The sequence below is a fragment of the Roseburia sp. CLA-AA-H209 genome (genome assembly GCF_020687575.1).
Taxonomy (GTDB): Bacteria; Bacillota; Clostridia; order Lachnospirales; family Lachnospiraceae; genus Roseburia_C; species Roseburia_C amylophila.
Genome location: NZ_JAJEQU010000007.1, coordinates 143,661 through 160,282, shown reverse-complemented (window position 1 = coordinate 160,282; position 16,622 = coordinate 143,661). Strand labels below are relative to the sequence as shown.

The following is a 16,622-nucleotide window of genomic DNA, read 5'->3' as shown; positions in this document are numbered from 1 at the left end:
TGTTATGTATAATTCTGCATCTTTTTCCGCAAAATTTCAAGGAAACTAATCTTACTCAAACGAATAATCCCTACGGATTCTTCTGCCTTATGCACTACAATCTTGTCACCAACCTTAAGTTCCACTCCGGAATCTCCATCGAAGCTCACTTCCACCTGCTCATCCCGCTGGCTTCTCCGCATGCCTACTTCAATGGTAATTTCATCTTCCGGTCCGATTACAATGCTCTTGGAATTCAACGTATGTGCATTGATTGGTGTCAACAGCAAAAGGTTGGCTTTCGGGTCCACAATAGGGCCACCTGCCGACATACTGTAACCGGTGGAACCGGTTGGTGTTGCCACAATGATTCCATCCGCCTTAAAATTATAGAGATACTCTCCATTTACATAAGCATTCAGATTCACAATCTGAAGTGCTCCCGTACGATGGATGACCACATCATTTAACGCAACCCTCTGAATCTTCTCTCCGCCACTTTGTACGGTATAGCCATCTAAAAGCATTCTCTGCTCTATGGTATAACGGTCAGCCATCAATTCATCAATTGCCGGGAATATCGTATTCTCTTCTACCTCACAAAGATATCCAAGCTTTCCTAAATTAATTCCCAGCAGCGGAATATTTTTCTTTACCAGATTGCGTGCCGCACGAATTAATGTTCCATCTCCACCAATAACAAGCACCGCCTCGGTTTCTGTTGGAATTTCTTTTTCCACTGATTCCGCTTTTTCTTCCTCAAAGCTGGCAAAATAATCACAGGTTCCACCCTTACGTCTGATGTAATCTATAATCTGATTGGTAAAAATAAGTTCACTGTCTTTTTGTGCGTTTACAATTATGAAAAAATGCTTCATATATCTAGGACAATGATGTATGTGCCGCCTCTACGATGGCCTCCACATCAATGGTCTCCTCCTTCTTGCTCTCGCTGTTTTTCTCAATATATACCAGATATTCAATATTTCCCTCCGGCCCCTTAATCGGTGAATAGGAAAGATTATGAACAGAAAATCCATTTTCCAACGCAAAATCAATTACCTTATGGATGACTTCCTCATGTACCTTTGGGTCACGGACAACACCTTTTTTTCCTACTTTTTCCCTTCCGGCTTCAAACTGTGGCTTAATCAGGCAGACCATTCTTCCACCGTCCCGCAGCAGCTCCCTTGCCGGTACCAGCACCTTGGTAAGAGAAATAAAAGATACATCAACGGATGCAAAATCAAGGACATCTGCAATATCTTCCGGCGTTACATAACGGATATTGGTTTTCTCCATACAGACAACCCTTGGGTCATTTCTTAATTTCCAGGCAAACTGTCCATATCCTACATCTACAGAATATACTTTCACTGCACCATTTTGCAACATACAGTCAGTAAATCCGCCGGTGGATGCGCCGATATCCATGCAGACCATTCCCTCTAAAGAAATATCAAATTCCTTCATTGCTTTCTCTAACTTCAGTCCACCACGGCTGACATATTTTAATGTATTTCCCCGGACTTCAATCTCTGCCTCTGTATCAAAATTTGTTCCTGCTTTATCCTCTCTCTGTCCATCCACAAAGACATTTCCTTCCATAATCATAGTCTTTGCTTTTTCCCTGGATTCTGCCAGTCCCTTCTGTACCAAAAGAACATCCAATCTTTCTTTCATCGTTCTTACTGTGCCTTTCTGTCTATAATCTTACCGATAATTCCATCTGCATCAATTCCTGTTTCTTTGCGGAGAAGTTCTACATTTCCATGCTCTACATACACATCCGGTATTGCAATATTTAAAACCTCCATGGAACCATCTCCATTTGTATTCATAAATTCCAATACATGCTCTCCAAAGCCTCCGGATTGCACATTTTCTTCCAGCGTAACCAGAAGCTTATGATTCTTCTGCAGCTTAAGAAGCAGTTCTTCATCAAAAGGCTTCACAAATCTTGCATTGACAAGAGAGCAGGAATAACCTTTTTCTTTTAATTGTTCCCTTACGGTAAGTGCTGTCTTTACCATGCTTCCTACTGCCAAAAGTAAAATTTCACTCTCTTCATAAAGAACTTCTGCCTTACCATATTCTAACGGTGCCCGATATTCCTTTAATTCATCAAAGGCTTCGCCTCTCGGATATCGTACTGCAATCGGTCCGGAAAAATCCACGGCATATTTTATCATATCTGATAATTCCCACTTATTCTTAGGTGCTAAAATTGTCATATTCGGCAGACAGGAAAGATAAGATAAATCAAAGATTCCCTGATGAGTTTCTCCATCACTGCCCACAAGTCCTGCACGGTCAATGGCAAATACTACATGCAATTCCTGTATACAGACATCATGCAGAATCTGGTCATATGCTCTTTGCAGGAAAGAAGAATAAACCGCTACAATCGGCTTCAAACCGGCTGCTGCCAATCCTGCGGCAAAAGTCACTGCATGTTCTTCTGCAATTCCCACATCAAAGAAACGTTCCGGGAACATATTCCGGAATCTTTTTAGTCCGGTTCCATCTGCCATTGCCGCTGTAATGGCAACCACTTTTTCATCCCGGTCGCCCAATTTACGCATAACCGTAGAAAAAATATCGGTATAATTGGCTTTTACCCGTTTCACAAGAGGCAGTCCTGTCTCAACATCAAAGGCTTCCGTTCCATGAAAACGTGCCGGATGGCGTTCTGCCGGAAGGTATCCTTTTCCTTTTTCCGTAATCACATGTACCAGAACCGGTCCTTCCACCTTAGAGGCTTCTTTGAATAATTTCACCATGGCAGGAATATTATGACCATCTACCGGTCCTAAATAAAGGATTCCCATATTTTCAAAGAGCATGCCCGGAATCACAAGCTGCTTGATTCCATTTTTGGTCTTACGGATTTTCTCAACAATACGTTCTCCATATTTCGGAATGCTGTTCAGGGAATTCGTAATACCATTCTTTAATCCCTGATAAGATTCTGCGGTACGAAGTCCGCTTAAATATCTGGATACACCGCCGACATTTTCCGATATAGACATCTTATTGTCATTTAAAACAATAATCAGATTTGACTTTAATTTGGATGCATTATTCAATGCCTCATAAGCCATTCCGCCGGTCAATGCACCATCTCCGATAACAGAGATGACTTTGTACTTTTCTCCGGTAATCTCCCTTGCCATTGCATAGCCTAATCCTGCGGATATGGAAGTCGAACTGTGTCCCGTATCAAAGCAGTCGCAATCACTTTCATGACGTTTGGGGAATCCGCTCATGCCGCCGTATTTTCTCAGTTCATCAAAACCGGCTTTTCTTCCTGTCAGTAATTTATGGGTATAAGACTGATGTCCTACATCCCAGATAATTTTATCCTCTGGTAAATCAAAAGCAAGATGCAGTGCCATGGTAAGCTCTACCACGCCAAGATTGGAGGCAAGGTGCCCACCGGTTTTTGATATTTTATCAATCAAAAAAGAGCGGATTTCCTCTGCCAGAATCGGAAGTTCGTTTTTATTTATCCTTTTTATATCGTTTTCATGCTCAATCTTTTCCAGCACCATGTATCTTTACTCCTTTGGTTTCTGAAGTTCTTATTTCTCCCTATGAATCAGATATTCCACCAGATGAATCAGAAATTCATTTTTTACCACCAGTGATTCTAATAAATTCACTGCATGTTTTGAATATCGTTTCACATCTTCCTGTGCTTTTTTCAATCCCTCATATGTAACATAAGTTGCCTTTTCGTTTTTGGCATCACTGCCAACCGGTTTTCCAAGCACTTCCTGATTACCGGTAACATCTAAAATATCATCCTGGATCTGGAATGCCAGACCAATCTCTGATGCCGCCTCTTCGATAATCTTCTGCTCGCTTTTCGTGGCTCCTGCAAGAATTGCACCAATTAACATAGATGCTTCAATCAAAGCACTGGTCTTTAATTTATAAATAAAATCTAACTGGTCTCTGGTGACAGACTGTGTTTGATCCGTTTCCACATCTACGGTCTGTCCCCCTACCATACCATAAATTCCGGCTTTCTGTGATAATACAAGCAATGCCTTTGCCACATTAGGCGTCTGTTCCGTCTGTAATGCTGTCAATGCTGTCTCATAGGCAAAATTCAAAAGACCATCCCCGGCAAGAATTGCCATAGCTTCTCCATAGACAATATGCGTTGTCTTTCGTCCGCGGCGGTATTCATCATTATCCATTGCCGGCAGATCATCATGAATTAAAGAATAAGTATGAATCATCTCAATGGCTGCCATGAATGGCTCAATTACCTCTGATTTTCCACCAAACATGCGGTAAGTTTCCAACATCAGCATTGGTCTTAACCGCTTTCCTCCTGCAAGAAAACTATAATTCATGGCTTCAATTACCTGCTTCTGATAGCCTTCTTCCTCCGGAAGATATTTTTTTATGATGTTTTCAATCTGTTCTGTCCGCTTTGTAAGCTCTGCTGTCATATCCATTAAAATTCCTCCAGCATTCCCTGTTCATTCAACACTAACATTTTCTTTTCAATCGAATCTATCCGCTCACTGCAGTGTTTCAGCTTCTTCATGCCCTGCTCATAGCAGACAAAGGATTCATCCAGAGAAATGTCTTCCTCCATATGTGCAATCAGCTGTTCCACTTCTGCAAATAAATCCTCTAAATTCTCATTTTCTTTTTTTTCCGTTATATTATCTGTCTCATTTTCATTGATTGTATGATCTGTCATCTTCCGATTTCCTCCTGGCATATGATTTCTTCTACTCTTGCCTTAACGGTTCCGTCTTTTACACTGATCTGCAATTGTTCTCCTTTTGAAACCTGTGAAACACTTTTTAAACCATTCTTCCGGCTGTCAGAAACATATGCATATCCCTGTCCCAATCGTTTCAATGGCGAAATATCATCGAAATGCTGGGCTAACATCCGAAGTCTTGCCTTATTCTTATCTAACTGCTGTGTCATGCCATGCTCTAAGCGAAGCTGTAATTCCCCCAGATACTGTTTTTGACTGTTCAGACGATATACAGGACTCTGTTGCATTAATCTTGCCTTCAGTGTCTCCATGCGTCCCTGTATCACAGCAATTTTACTCTTCATGCTGCGCATCAGATGTACCCGGTCAGTCCGTATCCGCTGTAACATCTGATTCCTGTCATATACCGCAAGTTCTGCTGCTGCAGACGGAGTCGGTGCCCGCAAGTCTGCCACATAATCCGCAATGGTGTAATCCACTTCATGTCCCACTGCAGAAATAACCGGTGTTTCACATTCAAAAATTGCCCTTGCAACAATTTCTTCGTTGAATGCCCATAAATCCTCTATGGAGCCACCACCACGCCCCACAATGATAATGTCCAAATGCATGGCATCCAATGCATGAATCCCATTTACAATGCTTTCTTTGGCACCCTCACCCTGTACCAGTGCCGGATATAGAATAAGCTGCACATAAGGATTTCTTCGTGCAGCAATATTACGGATATCCTGTATTGCAGCCCCGGTAGGTGCTGTAACAATTCCAATGCGTCCGGCATACTGCGGAATCGGTTTTTTATACTCTTCCGCAAACATGCCCATTTCCTCAAGTTCCTGTTTCAATTGAAGAAATCTGGCATATAAATCCCCTGCACCGGCAAGTGTAATTTCTTTTGCATATATCTGATATCTGCCGTCCCGTTCAAATACTTCAATAGAACCTGTTACCTCGACTTTGTCGCCATCCTTCATACGAAAGGATAACCCACCCCGGTTACCGGCAAACATAATTGCACTGATGGCACTGTTATTTTCCTTTAAAGTAAAATAAATATGACCGGTGGAATGATATTTACAATTCGATACCTCACCCTTCACACATACCTGATGCAGGACAAAATCCTGGGCAAACATATTCCTGATGTATCGGTTAATCTGGGTTACCCCATATACTTTCTTCATCATGCGATTTTTGCCAATATTCCGTTGATAAATGCCGGTGAATCATCTGTTCCATATTTTTTTGCCAGTTCTACTGCTTCATTGATGGCTACTCCGGTTGGAATATCCTCTTCATATTTTATCTCATATACAGCAAGACGAATCAGGGTCAGATCAACTTTGCCCATACGGGTTGTTTTCCAGCCTTTGGATGATTCATTGATAATCTTATCGATTTCCTCTAAAACAGCAATAATCTTATTAAATTTATCTTCAATATAGCGCTCATCCGGCTTCTCAATCGGTTCATTCTCTTCGATAAACAGATTCATCTGCTCTTCGTATTCCTTCTCACTATAAAATTCCACACGGAATAACATTTTAAATATCTGTTCTCTGATTTTTCTCCTGCTCATGTTGTATCCTTTCAATATTGGTCTTCCATGTAACTATAAAAAAGAATGCTTTAACAGCATTCTTTATTATACTACATCTGCGGTTATCACAAAAGTATTATTTCGTATTTTTCATGTCAACCGTAGCAATTCTGACATTAACAATTGCTACGGATAATCCTGTCATAGTCTCAATTGCAGATTTTACCTTCTCCTGTACTTTCTCAGATACTTCTGGAATAGAATAGCCATAAGAAATATTTAAAGCTACTTCTACGCTGACTGTTTTCTCTGCCACTTCTACCTTAACACCCTTAGATAAATTCTTCATTCCAAGTTTGCTCACCAGTTCATTGGTAATATTGCCAGCCATGGATGCAACTCCTTCTACTTCTGTTGCTGCAAGTCCTGCAATAATAGCAACGACCTCATCTGCCACATGTACTTCCCCAAGGTTATCTTCTTTTATTTTAACAACTTTTCTATTATCTGCCATCGTTTTGCCTCCTACAAAAATATTATGTGGTTATTATATCAGATAATTCATTTTTTGAAAACCTTTCCGCATAATATTGTGCATTTTCCCTGCGTAAAAGTTCTAAGAAATCTCTGTCCGGAATCGGCTTGGAATAAAAATATCCCTGCAGATAATCACAGTGCTGTTCTGTCAGATAATCTACATATTCCTGGTTTTCTACTCCTTCTACCACAATCTCAAGCCCAAGTTCTTTAATCATGCGGATAGTATTACGCAATGCAATCATTGCCTTTTCATTTTTAAATGCTTCCCACAGAATGGTTTTATCAATTTTTACGATACGGAATGGAAACCGGAACAGATAATCCGTATTGGAATATCCCGAGCCATAATCATCCAAAGAAAACTCAATGCCCTGCTTATGCAGTATCTTGATATTGTTTTCCAACATATCACTATGGGCTGCCGCTGTCTCAGTAATCTCAAGATTGATCTGGGCTGGTGCTACATGATACTTCTTCATTATTTCCGTCAACCTCTCGGCAAGATTTTCCTGCATACACTGCACCACAGACAGATTTATTTCTATATACTGTAAGCCATAGTCTGTAAGCTGCTTTTCCTGGATAAAACGACAGACTGTCTCAAATACAAATTCTCCAATCTGCATAATCATTCCGCTCTTTTCTGCAATTGGAATAAATTCTTCCGGAGAAATGTAGCCCATACTCTGATCTTTCAGCCGGATCAGTGCTTCCGCAGATACGATTCTGTTTTCTGTCACCGAATAAATCGGCTGGTAAAAGACTTCGAAACCTTTATGGTCTACTGCATCATTCAAAAGTTTCCGGATACGAAGTTCCCTCTTTGGCCGGTCAATATCCATCTCAGCAGTCTTTAATACTACATTTCCATTTTCAGATGATAATGAACGCATATACTGGATATAGTCAATTAATCCATTCAGATTATTCGCATCACGCGGACACACAATACTGCTGATATGAATCCGGAATTTTGTCTCTACACTGCCGGAATGCCATGGCTGTTCAAACCGGTCCAGAATCTGCCGGATCAGTAAGGAAGAATCAATATCCTTCTTCTTCCGGTCTAACGCCAGCACATATACGCTCTGTGAAAACTGGTAAATACGGGAATTGTCGATAAGCTTACGAAAAAATGCCGCCATTTCCTTCAGGAATTCATTGACGGAATCATTTCCCAATGTCTGCCGCATCACCTTTAAATTATGCACTTTAATGACAAGCATCGGAAAACGCTCACTTCCTAACAGGCGTTCCTCCGACTCTTTTAAAAATGCCCTCCGGTTCATAATTTCAAGCTCCGGCACCGTATATTCCTGTGGCCTTTCCGAAGAAATCAGATATAAAAGTACGCACATTGCCATTCCAAAAAACTGAAACCGGAAACCCGGAAATGCAATATGAAGCACCAGTGTAAACACACTTACAACTGCAAATACAGTCGTAGAGAATAATACTTCAAAGCTGAGCCGTTTTCGGAAACGAACCAGAAACACTTCCCCCATCAGATAAAAATAAATCATACATAGGTAGAATAACATAATTCCATTCTGTCTCTGATAGCTGCCATCCGTTCCCACTTTAAAAAGATATGATATAAATAACTGTACTACCAGCAATGCGATTACAATCCAGGCCGGTACAAACAACCATCCCTTTTCCTTCCGGATAAAGCGTTCCACTCTTCCTGTCAGGCACAGAATATACAAAAGATATGCTGCCGCTGCCACAACCTGTCCTAAAATACAGATATAGAGCAGGACTGTAGTTCCTGTTTTTCCGAAAGTAATTTCCTCCCAGAACAGTAAAAAGTCGCTGGTAGATACGACAAGCAGAGCATACAACATTACGCGGTATACCCTGCTTTGAAAATTGTCACTGTATTTTCTTAAATGATACGCAACTAATGCAGTCAGAAGAACAAATGCAGCCGCAATATCGTAGTATACTAAATGCTCCATTCTTATCCCTCACACTCTGCATAAATATTATCTGAAAGATATTTTACATCACTGAACGGTTCCTGCTCTGTTGTTTCTTCTGCCATTCCTGCCGCCTTTATCTTCGTCAGTTTGTCGATATAAAAATCCACAGCCTTCTTTGACTCTTCGAAAGTATATAACGCTGCCGGGGAATTCCATTCCCTGATATAAACCTTGTTGTAGTCAATATAAGCAATCATGGCAAAATCGCCGTCTTCCGGGTTAAGAAATGTCTTCTGCATGGATGCATGCATATCACAGCCACGGATGATTTTATCCTCTTTGTTTTTCTTCTGCCCGGTTACAGCTTTTGCAGACTTCTCTCCGGATTCCGTTTTATTTCCGGATGCCTTCTTTTTCTTCTGGTCTTCTTCCACCATCCGGTCTATGGCATCTGCTGCACGATTCATTGCTTCGAAAATATCAAGTTGTCCCTCTACACCTTTTTTCTCCGTTTTCATTGTGCCCCCTGTATTTTCTTAAGCCTTTTTCCAAAAAGAAATCTGCTTATTTTCCCACAATTTTTCTGGTATTGATATAATCATATGGTGTCTGCTGATACACATAATAATTCAGCCAGTTTGCATATAACATATTACCGTGTGAACGCCACTGCAGTAATGGTTTTGCATTGATATCATTGTCCGGATAATAATTCTCCGGCATGGCAATATCCATCCCTTTCTGCAGATCACGCTTATATTCCTCATCCAATGTATAACGGTCATATTCCGGATGTCCCATTACAAAAATTTTGCGTCCCTCATTGGCAATTGCCAGAAATACACCTGCTTTTTCTGATTCTGCAAGAATGGTAATATCCTTTACTTTCTCAATATCCTCTTTACGGATTCCGGAATGTCTCGAATGCGGTGCCATAAAGCGGTCATCAAATCCCCTTACCAGTGGTACTTTGCGGTTCTTTACCTGATGTTCGAAAATTCCAAACATTTTCTCATCCAGCATATATTTTGGGATACCATAGTGATAATAGAGGGCAGCCTGTGCGCCCCAGCATAAATGCAGGGTTGATGTTACGTGGGTCTTAGACCACTCCATAATATCACAGACTTCCTTCCAGTAATCCACCTCTTCGTATTCCATGGTTTCTACCGGTGCACCGGTTATAATCAGTCCGTCCAGATTCTCATCCCAGATTTCATCCATTGTCTGATAAAAATGATTCAGATGACTCATGGATGTATTCTTTGATTCATGGGATGATACCGTTAAAAAGGTAACATCAACCTGTAATGGTGTATTTGCAAGTGAACGCAGCAATTGCAGTTCCGTTTCTTCTTTTAATGGCATCAGATTCAGTATTCCAATCCGGATTGGGCGGATATCCTGATGTTCTGCTCTTCCCTCATCCATAACAAACACATTTTCCCGTTCCAGAATCTCTCTGGACGGTAAATCGCTCATTATCTTAATCGGCATATTATCTAACCTCTTTTCATCATATACACATATCTCATCTCATAATACCTTAATTTTACGAATACTTCAATATGCAATTCACTTTCCGAAACGTTCCACAAACATATCTTCAGAAATAATCGGAATGCCAAGACTCTTTGCTTTCTGATTCTTTGATGATGTGGATTCAATATCATTATTCACAAGATAATCTGTCTTCTTAGAAACACTGCCGGTAACAGAGCCGTTCTGGCTCTCCACATACTCTTTAAATTCGGTACGGTTTTTAAACTGATGGACATCACCGGTAATGACAAAGGTAAGTCCTTCACAGGTTCCGCCCTCTGTCACCTTCGGCTCTACTTCCGCAATGTTTAATATTTCTTCTAATGCAGCTACCGTATGACGGTTTTGATTCTGTCTGTACCAGTCCAGCATGGAAGTCGAACGCTCCGGTCCGATTCCGTCAATATCCTCAAATCCTTCCCCTGCATGCAGTTTCTGAAAGAAACCTCCTGTGCCAAGGGCAGCAATCATTTTCTTTCCTGCATCGGTGCCAATCTGCGGAATGCATAGTGCATAAATAAAATGTACCGGATCAACATTTTTGCTCTTTTCAATTGCCTGCAGCATATTGTTACAGGATTTCTCGCCAAATCCGTCTAAAGAGCGGATTTCATCCGCATGATTTTTAAGTGTATAAATATCTTCAAAATAATGGATATATCCTAAGTTCATAAACTTTAGCATGGTCTGTATGGACAATCCGTCAATGTCCATGCCGGGCTTGCTGACAAAGCGGCTGAATTTTTTTACATGCTTTGCGGTACAGTCCGGATTCGTACAATGTAAAGTCTTTGTTCCGCTGTGTTCACTGATTCTGATTTCCGTTCTGGCATGGCATACCGGACAGAATTCCGGAATCGTAAAAGTTCCTTCCTTTTTCTTTACGCCGATACATTTTGGAATAATCTTATTTGCTTTAATAATATCAAGTGTTGTCTTCCCATCTTCTCCGATTCCAAGACGTTCCATTTCACTGATATTACAAAGGGAGGCTCGGCTTACGGTGGTTCCCTCCAGTGCAACCGGCTCAAATACTGCTACCGGAGAAATGGTAGATGCCGCACAGGACCACTCTACATATTTTAATGTGGTCTCCGCAGAGACATCCTGCCATTTAAACGCATAACCGGCTCTTGACGCATGATGCCCGGTAACACTACCCGTCTGGGCATAATCATTATCTTCGTAACAGATAACCAGTCCATCTACCGGAATGTCCATTTCACCATCTTCTACCTTCTTTGTCCAGCGTTCTACAACTTTCTCCAACCCTTTCGCATCGGTCAATTCATGTGCTACTGTCGTAAATCCAAGCTTCTCAAGATAATCCATCCGTTCTCCCCAGGATGACATTGTTTCATCCAGATGCACCAGTGTAAATGCATAAAAATGAATATGGCGTTCCTTTACTTTATCAAGATTGCTCTTATCCAGACCTAAAGTGCCGGATGCAAGATTTCTCGGATTGGCATATTTTTCATCATCATCTTCAATGGTATCATTGATTAATTCAAAATCTGTATAGGTAATAGCCGCTTCGCCACGGACTACCAGATGTCCCTTATATTTTACAGTCTTTGGAATCCCTTCAATGGCATCCTTCATAAATGTGATATTGCTGCCGACGGTTCCATTTCCTCTTGTTAAAATCTTAACAAGTTTTCCATTATCATAAGTTACTACCAATGTTAATCCATCCAGTTTCCAGGATAACCAGACTGGTCTTTCTCCCGCCCACACCTGTAAATCAGAAATCCGTTTCGTCTTGGCAAGGGAAAGTGCCGGATATTCATGCGCTTCCCGTTCACCATTGCTTTCCTCAAATCCGGCATTCTGTGTCGGACTTTCCGGCAGAATATATCCTGTTTTTTCTTCTAACCGGGTCAGTTCGTCAAACATGCCATCCCATTCATAGTTTGACATAATTTCATCCTGTCCATTGTAATATGCTTCGGACGCCTCATTTAACGTTTTTACCAGTTCCTCAATTCTCTTCTTCTCATCCATGGATATGCTCCTTACCCTCAATCTATTTTGGCATTACTGTTGTATTGCTGGAATTTAAAATGCGCCGGTTCAGCTCAGTCCACTCTTCCGCCGTTACTCTGCGGTACTTTCCTTTTTTGAGACTGCCCAGTTCTATATTCATAATGCGGACTCTCTTTAATTTTACTACTTTATATCCGCAATACTCACACATCCGGCGGATCTGCCGGTTATACCCCTGGGTTAATATGATTCGGAATTTACGCACATCCAGTTTTTCTACTGCACATGGTCTTGTAACCACACCAAGTTCTTCCAGTGGAACTCCCCCGGACATTTTCTTTAAAAATGTCTCCGTTATGTCATGATTTACGGTAACTTCATATTCCTTTTCATGCATATTCCCGGCACGCATCATCTTATTTACAATATCCCCATTATTTGTCAATAATATAAGTCCCTGGGAATCTTTATCCAGTCTTCCTACCGGATAAATACGTTTCGGATAATGAATATAATCAACAATATTGTCTTTTTCGTCTTTTGCAGCAGTGCAGACAATGCCCACCGGCTTATTAAATGCAAGAAGAATCATTTCCTCTTCTTTTTTTATTTCTTTTCCATCTACGCGCACTCGCTGTCCCGGCATCACCTTACAGCCAACAGAAAGAACTTTTCCATCTACCGTAATGCGTCCCTGCTCAATCAGACGGTCAGCTCCTCTCCGGGAACAATATCCTGCTTCACTTAAAAATTTATTGATTCTGACTCCGTTTTCTTCCATCGATAGTTTCACCCTGTGTAAATTTTCTCACTGCCCGCGGAACAAAGAATGTGCCAAGGCACATTCTCGCGCCTGCGGCAGTCGCTTGCAACATCTACCTTATACGCCGCAGTGTGCATCCTCGCGGAGCGTTTTTTACTTTACAGAAAAGCAATTTCCTGTAAAGTAAAAATAACGGAGGTCCTAAGACCTCCATCTGTTTATTATTTTAAGAACTCTGTCTTAACATATCCTTCTTTATCTTTCCAGGTGACTTTTGTCCACCCTTCTGCATAGCTCATCTGAACAGTAACAGAATCTCCTGCATAAGCAACTCCAACCTTGGATGCGGTCTCACTCATAGAGGAACGGATATTAACCGTATTGGTTAATGTAATCTTAGTGCCCGCTGCAATTCCGCTGGTGTCTGCCGCCGGCTCCTGTGCCGGTGCTTCTGTTGAAACATAGTCACTCTTTACATATGCCGGTGTACCATTGTAATCAATGCTGCTCCATCCATCTTCTGTCGTACCGGTTCTTGTCAGTGCAGTTCCCCTTTCAACTGTTCCAAGCAATGCTCCGGACTCATTCGGTTCCTGTCTGACATTTACTTTATCCAGTGTATATACCGTCTCCGTTGTCACTTCCGGCTCAGCTGGTGTCTCTGGTTCCACCGGTGCCTCTGGTTCCGCTGGTGTCTCTGGTTCCGCCGGTGTCTCCTCTGTTGCCGGCTGCTGCTGTGCCTGTGCCTGTGCGATTGCTGTTGCCCATGCATTATATGCATCAGCAATTGTAACCGTTACCATATTAGAAAGATTTTCATCTGAAGCAATTGCTTTTTCATAATTTGCCTGTACTTCTGCCTGTAATGCAATGACATCTTCCTGTGTTTCAAAACTACTGATTAAGTTTTCCACATTATTATCGGTCGGCTGTTCTTTATAATGACGGTTAAAGCTGCTGTATAAGTTATCAATATAAAGTGCTCCCTGCTCATTCTTCTTTACATAGAAGAACTCCATACCAGGTGCTGTAGTATCTACTCCTGCGAATTTCAAATCCAGCGTTACACAGACAAGATAAGAATCTGCTTCTAATCCTGACTTGGTATAACATTTGATATTCTGATAACTCTCTGCATACTGTGACATCATGGTAATCAGGCTCTGTTCATTCTCGGAAACAGGTGTTGCATAGGTCTGTAATGTTGCCAGATCACCTGCCGCATATGCATTGTAATAATTCTGCATCAGGGTATTGATTTCCGGAACGGCATCTACCTGAAAGTTCTCTGATTCGGTACTCTGTTCCGTAGAAAGTCCATTATCTTTATCTTTATTTCCACTGCTGAATTTTATCATTACTACTGCCAATACAACAAATAATATTACTGCAGTAAAATATTTCCAGTTCTTCTGAAAGAAACTACTTATATCATTCTTTGATATCTTACTCATTTTTTCTTTGATTTCTGACGCTTTCATATCTGTCCTCCTAACCTTACCCATGACCCCCAAAAAAGCATGCTTTGTGAGCTGCCCGTGTAAATAATGAAAAACGTTTCTTATAAGTTTTGCGGGACATAAATCCCGCAAAAAAAATGTGTTAATATAAATTATAAAATGCACCCGGCGGGAATCGAACCCGCATTATCAGAGTCGGAGTCTGACGTTCTATCCATTAGACTACGGTTGCAGCTTATTTATACTAACACATCTATATAAAAAAATCAAAGGTTTTATTTAAGAAGCTTCTTCAAACTGGGAATTATAAAGCTGTGCATAGAAACCATTCTTCTGTAACAGTTCTTCATGATTTCCCTGTTCAATAATATCACCATCTTTCATAACGAGAATCAGATCAGCATCACGAATGGTAGACAGACGATGGGCAATAATAAAACTTGTTCTTCCTTTCATCAGGTTATCCATAGCCTTCTGGATTCTGTGCTCTGTTCTGGTATCAACAGAAGAAGTTGCTTCATCTAAAATCAATACCCGGTTGTCTGCTAAAATAGCACGGGCTATGGTAAGCAACTGTTTCTGTCCCTGGGATACATTGCTGGCGTCCTCATTTAATTCCATATTATAACCACCCGGCAGTGTCTGGATGAAATGATGGGCATGGGCTGCTTTTGCTGCTGCAATAACTTCTTCGTCCGTGGCATCCAGTCTTCCGTAACGGATATTTTCCATAATAGTACCTTTAAATAACCAGGTATCCTGAAGTACCATGCCGAAGGCATCTCTTAGCTCCCGGCGGTTATAGTTTCTGATATCGTTACCATCTAATCTGATGCTTCCACTGTTGACATCATAAAAACGCATCAGCAGCTTCACCATGGTAGTCTTACCTGCTCCGGTTGGTCCTACAATGGCAATCTTCTGTCCCGGTTCTACCTTTGCTGAGAAATCATTAATGATAATCTGATCCGGATTGTATCCGAAATGCACATGGGAGAATTCTACTTCTCCACGAACATCCTTTAATTCCACTGCATTTTCTGTGGTCTGGTCTTCTTCCTCTTCACCTAAGAATTCAAAAACACGTTCCGAAGCTGCGGTCATGGACTGTACCTGGTTAATGACCTGTGCAATCTGCTGGATTGGCTGGGTGAAGCTCTTTACATACTGGATAAATGCCTGAATATCACCAATTCCGATTGTTCCGTTAATTGCAAGCATTCCACCGGAAATTGCCACACCTGCATAGCCAAGGTTACCGACAAATACCATAACCGGCTGCATCATTCCGGATAAAAACTGGGATTTCCAGGCAGACTCATATAATACATGGTTTGTATCATTAAACCGTTTTATGGTTTCCTTTTCTTTATTAAATGCCTGGATAACTAAATGTCCGGAATAAGTCTCTTCCACCTGTCCATTAATATGTCCCAAGTACTCCTGCTGGGTACGGAAATATTTCTGTGAAAATTTTGCAATTGCCGAAACCATCAACGCTGAAATCGGAAGAATTACTAATGCAATCAGTGTCATCAGTGGTGAAATAGAAAGCATCATCACAAGCACTCCGATAATGGTTGCCACGCTGGTAATAATCTGTGTCACACTCTGGTTTAAGCTCTGTCCCAAAGTATCCACATCATTGGTAATACGGGAAAGAACTTCCCCATAAGTTCTGCTTTCAAAATATTTCATCGGCATACGGTTGATTTTTTCAGAAATCTCTTTACGCATACGATAGCAGATTTTCTGTGTGATTCCAGTCATAATAAACCCCTGAAAAAAGCTGAATACCGCACTGATAATATATAAGCCAAGAGTAAATAATAATATCTTTCCAATCAGTGTAAAATCAATTCCGCCGGTTCCTGCTACTTTATTCATCAGACCGTCTGCCAATGCCGTAGTAGCTTTACCCATTACCTTTGGTCCTAATACAGAAAATACGGTAGAACAGATTGCAAGTATCATAACTGCAACAATTCCAATTTTATATTTTCCAATATAAGAAAGAAGTTTCCGGAAAGAGCCCTTAAAATCTTTTGCTTTTTCATCCGGCATCATTCCACCGCCCATTGGTCCTCTCGGACCTCTACGACGTGGTGCACGATAACTTTGCTCATTACTCATG

The 16,622-nt window shown here is 41.1% G+C and carries 15 protein-coding genes and 1 tRNA gene; all 16 read right to left on the bottom strand.

All coding sequences use genetic code 11. From position 1 onward, the window contains the following. Positions 1–2 precede the first annotated feature (2 nt). On the bottom strand, positions 3–857 hold the full coding sequence (locus LKD41_RS08750) for an NAD(+)/NADH kinase (RefSeq protein ID WP_227700947.1): 855 nt from the start codon (positions 855–857) through the stop codon (positions 3–5). Positions 858–861: 4 nt separating this feature from the next. Next, positions 862–1,662 carry a TlyA family RNA methyltransferase gene (locus LKD41_RS08745; RefSeq protein WP_117841129.1) on the bottom strand — a complete coding sequence of 267 codons (801 nt, stop codon included), beginning with the start codon at positions 1,660–1,662 and terminating at the stop codon, positions 862–864. A 5-nt stretch (positions 1,663–1,667) separates the two neighbouring features. After that, positions 1,668–3,533, bottom strand: coding sequence for a 1-deoxy-D-xylulose-5-phosphate synthase (gene dxs / locus LKD41_RS08740; protein WP_117841130.1), 1,866 nt, complete (start codon positions 3,531–3,533; stop codon positions 1,668–1,670). A gap of 30 nt (positions 3,534–3,563) precedes the next feature. After that, complete coding sequence (locus LKD41_RS08735; protein WP_022243229.1) at positions 3,564–4,451, bottom strand: polyprenyl synthetase family protein; 888 nt, start codon at positions 4,449–4,451, stop codon at positions 3,564–3,566. Beyond that, complete coding sequence (gene xseB / locus LKD41_RS08730) at positions 4,451–4,702, bottom strand: exodeoxyribonuclease VII small subunit (RefSeq protein WP_227700946.1); 252 nt, start codon at positions 4,700–4,702, stop codon at positions 4,451–4,453. Before xseB ends, LKD41_RS08735 begins: the two co-directional genes overlap by 1 nt. Further along, positions 4,699–5,916 (bottom strand): exodeoxyribonuclease VII large subunit, encoded by a 1,218-nt coding sequence (xseA, locus tag LKD41_RS08725; RefSeq protein ID WP_227700945.1) that lies wholly within the window; start codon positions 5,914–5,916, stop codon positions 4,699–4,701. Before xseA ends, xseB begins: the two co-directional genes overlap by 4 nt. Further along, positions 5,913–6,308 carry a transcription antitermination factor NusB gene (nusB, locus tag LKD41_RS08720; RefSeq protein ID WP_022243232.1) on the bottom strand — a complete coding sequence of 132 codons (396 nt, stop codon included), beginning with the start codon at positions 6,306–6,308 and terminating at the stop codon, positions 5,913–5,915. The genes xseA and nusB overlap by 4 nt, the downstream gene beginning before the upstream one ends. Positions 6,309–6,405: 97 nt before the next feature. Next, positions 6,406–6,783 (bottom strand): Asp23/Gls24 family envelope stress response protein, encoded by a 378-nt coding sequence (locus LKD41_RS08715; protein ID WP_022243233.1) that lies wholly within the window; start codon positions 6,781–6,783, stop codon positions 6,406–6,408. 22 nt (positions 6,784–6,805) lie between these two features. Then, complete coding sequence (locus LKD41_RS08710) at positions 6,806–8,770, bottom strand: EAL domain-containing protein (protein WP_227700944.1); 1,965 nt, start codon at positions 8,768–8,770, stop codon at positions 6,806–6,808. A gap of 2 nt (positions 8,771–8,772) precedes the next feature. After that, positions 8,773–9,252 (bottom strand): hypothetical protein, encoded by a 480-nt coding sequence (locus tag LKD41_RS08705; RefSeq protein ID WP_117698585.1) that lies wholly within the window; start codon positions 9,250–9,252, stop codon positions 8,773–8,775. A gap of 46 nt (positions 9,253–9,298) precedes the next feature. Continuing rightward, positions 9,299–10,231: a homoserine O-acetyltransferase MetA gene (gene metA / locus LKD41_RS08700; protein ID WP_022243236.1), complete on the bottom strand. Its 933-nt coding sequence runs from the start codon at positions 10,229–10,231 to the stop codon at positions 9,299–9,301. A gap of 78 nt (positions 10,232–10,309) precedes the next feature. After that, a complete protein-coding gene (ligA, locus tag LKD41_RS08695) occupies positions 10,310–12,283 on the bottom strand; it encodes an NAD-dependent DNA ligase LigA (protein WP_227700943.1) in 1,974 nt (657 codons plus the stop codon). Between the two features lie 22 nt (positions 12,284–12,305). After that, the gene (locus LKD41_RS08690) at positions 12,306–13,046 is read right to left on the bottom strand and encodes a pseudouridine synthase (RefSeq protein WP_227700942.1); all 741 of its coding nucleotides are present in this window, start codon (positions 13,044–13,046) and stop codon (positions 12,306–12,308) included. A 203-nt stretch (positions 13,047–13,249) separates the two neighbouring features. Continuing rightward, positions 13,250–14,509 (bottom strand): SH3 domain-containing protein, encoded by a 1,260-nt coding sequence (locus LKD41_RS08685; protein ID WP_227700941.1) that lies wholly within the window; start codon positions 14,507–14,509, stop codon positions 13,250–13,252. Between the two features lie 139 nt (positions 14,510–14,648). Then, positions 14,649–14,720, bottom strand: a tRNA-Arg gene (locus tag LKD41_RS08680). A 47-nt stretch (positions 14,721–14,767) separates the two neighbouring features. Continuing rightward, complete coding sequence (locus tag LKD41_RS08675) at positions 14,768–16,621, bottom strand: ABC transporter ATP-binding protein (protein WP_227700940.1); 1,854 nt, start codon at positions 16,619–16,621, stop codon at positions 14,768–14,770. Position 16,622: the final 1 nt, after the last annotated feature.